This is a genomic window from Paracoccus benzoatiresistens, from assembly GCF_026913015.1.
Lineage (GTDB): Bacteria > Pseudomonadota > Alphaproteobacteria > Rhodobacterales > Rhodobacteraceae > Paracoccus > Paracoccus benzoatiresistens.
The window spans coordinates 1-4,189 of record NZ_JAPTYD010000115.1; the positions used below are offsets into that span (position 1 = coordinate 1).

4 protein-coding genes are annotated in these 4,189 nt (G+C 64.6%); 1 reads left to right on the plus strand and 3 read right to left on the minus strand.

Going from position 1 to position 4,189, the window contains the following annotated elements:
- Positions 1 to 427: 427 nt before the first annotated feature.
- The 3 genes from OU682_RS23435 to OU682_RS23445 all read right to left on the minus strand — a co-directional run bounded on the left by OU682_RS23435 (position 428) and on the right by OU682_RS23445 (position 3,187).
- Positions 428 to 1,494 (minus strand): IS630 family transposase gene (locus tag OU682_RS23435; RefSeq protein WP_268944594.1). Its coding sequence is split into 2 segments (ribosomal slippage): positions 428 to 1,011 and positions 1,011 to 1,494, totalling 1,068 coding nucleotides; the frame shifts between segments, so codons are not numbered across the junction.
- A 67-nt stretch (positions 1,495 to 1,561) separates the two neighbouring features.
- Positions 1,562 to 1,888, minus strand: a complete 327-nt coding sequence (locus OU682_RS23440; protein ID WP_268944595.1) for a DMT family transporter — start codon at positions 1,886 to 1,888, stop codon at positions 1,562 to 1,564.
- Positions 1,889 to 1,903: 15 nt separating this feature from the next.
- Positions 1,904 to 3,187, minus strand: a complete 1,284-nt coding sequence (locus tag OU682_RS23445) for an NAD(P)/FAD-dependent oxidoreductase (protein ID WP_268944596.1) — start codon at positions 3,185 to 3,187, stop codon at positions 1,904 to 1,906.
- A 124-nt stretch (positions 3,188 to 3,311) separates the two neighbouring features.
- Here OU682_RS23445 and OU682_RS23450 point away from each other — a divergent pair, with 124 nt between their 5' ends.
- Positions 3,312 to 3,824, plus strand: coding sequence for a TetR/AcrR family transcriptional regulator (locus OU682_RS23450; protein WP_268944597.1), 513 nt, complete (start codon positions 3,312 to 3,314; stop codon positions 3,822 to 3,824).
- The last annotated feature ends 365 nt before the right edge of the window (positions 3,825 to 4,189 follow it).

Sequence of the window (4,189 nt, forward strand, 5' to 3'; positions counted from 1 at the left end):
GGCGCGGAACCAGTCCGCTCAAAAGCTGGGGGCTCGGCCTGATGCGGCGCGTCGGCGCGAAGAAAGCCCGCGTGGCGGTAGCACGGAAGCTCGCTTGTCTATTGCTGCGCCTGTGGAAAGAGGAAAGCCACTTCGACGCGGAAAAGGGAGGATCGCTTCGCCCGGCCTGAGGTCGGGAAACAAGTTTCGGCCAAGCCGAGTGCGGCAGAGGTCGAACCCGAGGGATGAACGCGGGACCGTTGGTTGCAGCACAAGCTGCGTTTGATACAGTGCGCCGCCCAGAAGGTTCGGAATGTGGAAAGACCGGGATAGTGGCGCGGCCCGCGTGCTGACGCCGAAGAGAACCAGGACCCGCAGACCGCTATTGTCGCGCACAAAGCCGAAAAACAGACTTGACGCAGCAGCCCCATGTAGAGAACCAACGGCCCTAAGCATTGACCGCTTTTGCATACTCACGCGTGGCAACTGATCGGACGCGCTCGGGGTCGTTTGCGAAGGCATTCCAGGCATCGCAGCATCGATTGACGATGTCATCGCAGGTGTCGAAGACGGTGATGGCGAGGCGGTTTGCCCGCAGATAGGCCCAGATGTTCTCGACCGGGTTCAGCTCCGGTGCACAGGGCGGAAGCGTCACGATGGTGATGTTGTCGGGGATGCGCAGGGCGCTGGAGCCATGCCAACCGGCGCCGTCCATCACGAGCACGGCGTGGGCGTCTGGCGCGACGGCTTTTGCGATTTCGACAAGGTGGGCGTTCATGGCCGAGGTGTCGGCACGCGGCATGACCAGAGCCGCGGTTGTGGCGCGGGCCGGGCAGACGGCGCCAAAGATATAGGCCCATGTGTAGCGGGTATCGCGTGGCGCGCGGGGGCGGGTTCCGCGCTCGGCCCAGGTCCGGGTGAGCGTCCCCTGCTGGCCCACACGTGCCTCGTCCTGGTACCATACCTCCAATGGCTTGCCGCGCGCTGCCTCTGGCAGGGCGGCCTTCACCGTAGCGGCAAAGTTTTTTTGAATGCCTCTTGCATCAACGGGTCGGACCTGGGGTGCTGGGGGCGCACCGAAAGGCGGCGAAAGCCGAGGGCCGCCAGCTGTTTGCCGACCGTCCGCTCATGCATGACCACCCCAAAGCGGTCCTCGATCTTGCGCTTGAGATCGACGCAGCGCCAGCGGACCACCCCATCGGCTTCAAGGTCAGGTCCTTCCCGGACGATCCGGGCCAGCTCCGCCTTCCGCTCCGAGTTCAGGAGCGGCGTTGGGCCTGCCGCATAGCGGTTTGACAGACCGGCAATCCCGTCGTTGTTGTAGCGATGCACCCAATCGCGCAGGGTTTGCCGGTCCATGCCGCAGGCCTCCGCCGCCGCCTTGCGATCCGCGCCTTCCAGCACCAGAGCGATCGCCAGCATCCGCCGCGCCGCCTTCGCATCTTTTGTGCGAGCCGCCGTCGCCGGAAGTTCGCTTGCCGCCATATCCGTGCGCGTGATCTCAACCGCCATCAAAGCCTCCATCCCTCGAGGTTCATGATTCAGATTTTCAGGTCGAAGGGAATCCCGTGCGAGTCAGAGATCAAGGCGATTGGTATGAGACGAGCTTGAGGCCGGCGATGCAGGCGACGATCCCCAGGATCAGGACGATCCGGGCAAGGGTCGCGGCCTCTCCGTAAAAGAGGATGCCGACGGCCGCCGTGCCAACTGCGCCGAACCCGGCCCAGACCGCATAGGCCGTGCCCACCGGGATGGTCTTGGTTGCCGTATTCAGACAATAGAAGCTGAGCGCGATGCAGGCCGCGAAGGCGATAGTCCAGGGTAGGTTGCGAAAGCCGTCGACGTAGCGCATCGCGGTGGTGAAGCCGACCTCGAAGAGGCCACCGATGAGAAGAACGATCCAGGCCATAATGAAACTCCCTTATCACGTGATGTTTGATTGTGGGTGGACGGTTTGCCGATTGTCGGCCGACCCTGTGACAAGGGGCGCGGCCGGGTGGCGCGAGAAGAGGCCCCATCCCCAGTTCAGCGCGACCGAGGCCCGGTTGCGCATGCCGCCCAACAGCCACAGATGGACGAGCGACCAGAGGAGCCAGGCCAGATAGCCGCGGAGCTTCAGCAGGCCCAGATCGGCGACGGCCGAACGGCGGCCGGTCACGGCCATGCTGCCCCAGTTCCGGTATCGGAACGGCCCGGGGGGCGGCCTGCCGCCGATGCGTCTGGCGATCAGCCGGGCCACATAGCGGCCCTGCTGCTTGGCGACCGGCGCAAGCCCGGGCAGAACCCGCCCGTCTTCCGTTCGGAAGCTGGCACCGTCTCCGACGGCGAAGATGACGGCATGTCCCGGCACGCCGCAATCGGAACGCACCTCGATGCCTCCGTTCCGGGCGACGGGCGCGTCGATCCAGGTGCCGGCAGGCCGCGCCTGGGTGCCCGCGCACCAGATGACGTTGGGGGTGGAGATCCACACCCCGTCCGCGCGCAGGCCCTCCGGGCCGATCTCGGCCACGGGGCTGTTCAGCATCAGCTCGACGCCCTGACGTTTCAGGGTGGCGCAGGCATGCGCGGACAGATCGGCGCCGAAATGCCCCAGAATGGTGGGTCCGGCCTCCAGAAGCAGGACGCGGATGTCCCGGGGGCTGACATGGCGAAACCGTCGCACCGAGAGCCGTGCCAGATCGAGGATCGCGGTCGCCATCTCGACGCCGGTTGGTCCGCCACCCACCACCGCAAAGGTCAGCAGGCTGTGCCGCCGGGCACAGTCCGACTCCGCCTCCGCCGCTTCCAGGCTTCGGAGGATGCGTTCCCAGACATGCAGCGCATCCTCCAGCGACTTGATGACCGGGGCCGTGGCCGCCCATTCGTCTCGACCGAAGAAGCTGTAATCCGCCCCGGTCGCCAGAATGAGGTAGTCATATCCGTAAGACTGTCCGTCCGACGACTTGACCTCCCGCGCATCGGTGTCGACGCCTGTGACCGTGGCCATCACCACGCGGACGTTGCGCCGCCTGACCAGGGCGCGCGTGCTGGCGGCGATGCCGGACGGCGCCAGGCGCGCTGTCGCCACCTGATAAAGCAGCGGTTGGAACAGATGGTGGTTCGTCCGGTCGATCAGCGTAATGTCGACGCCGGATCGTGGCAGCGTCTTGGCGGCCTCCAGGCCGCCAAAGCCCGCGCCCACGATGATGACTCTCTTTGGCCAGGCCATGCGAATCTCCTGTCTCATGCAGCATTGGAATACGTTCGTATTTATATTATTTCAATACGTGTGTATTCAAAAGGAGACCCCCATGGGTCGAAAGCAGACCATTGACCGCGACCAGGTTCTTGCTGTGGCCGAGGCCATCGTGTCCGAACAGGGCGCCGCCGCGCTGACGATCGACGCGGTCGCCAAGGCTGCAGGGATCAGCAAGGGCGGGGTTCAGTCCTGCTTCGGGACCAAGGAGGCGATGATCAGTGCCATGCTGGATCGCTGGCTGCAGGACTATGCTGCCAAGTTCGATCAGCTGCTCAAAGCCCAGGGTGATGACTTGGCGGCGCGTATCGGCGCCCACGTCTCGCTTTCCCTGGGCGGCGATTCTGCCGGAACAGAGCGAGCCGCGGCCCTGGTTGCCGCCCTGGTCCAGAGTCCCGAGCAGTTGGAGGCCGTCCGAGCCTGGTATGAGGAAAGATTTGCCGGCCTATTCGCGGCCAAGGGTTCGGGGCGCACGCTTCGGGTCGCTCTGTTGGCGACCGAGGGAGCCGTCTTTCTGAGACATTTCGGATTGGCCGCCCTGTCGGAGCGCGAGTGGAACACGCTGCATGATGATGTGGCGGCCCTGCTTTCAAAGCCATCAACAGACTGAACCTACCACCCCTCACGCCGACAGCCTCCTGCGGACCTCTGGCCGCGGCCATCTTTGATGCTGATTTCGGGTGAAGCGTGCCGCGCGCGGTGGTTGCCGCGCATGCAGTCTTCCTCAAGCGGACCAACAGCCACAGATTCCTGCTGCAGGACCGCGTGTGGAACGAGCCCGGTCTCGAGGATTTAACATCGAGGTTGGCGGAGATGGGATCTTATACCAACGGCATTAACCACTGACCTGCGCCCAATGGCGTGAGGTGATTGAGGCGACGCTTTCCGGCATGGCGAGGAGCGTGTTCCAGGCATTGCAGCAGACGTCGACGATGGCCTCGTAGCTGTCGAAGACCCGGTTCGCGAGGGAGTTCT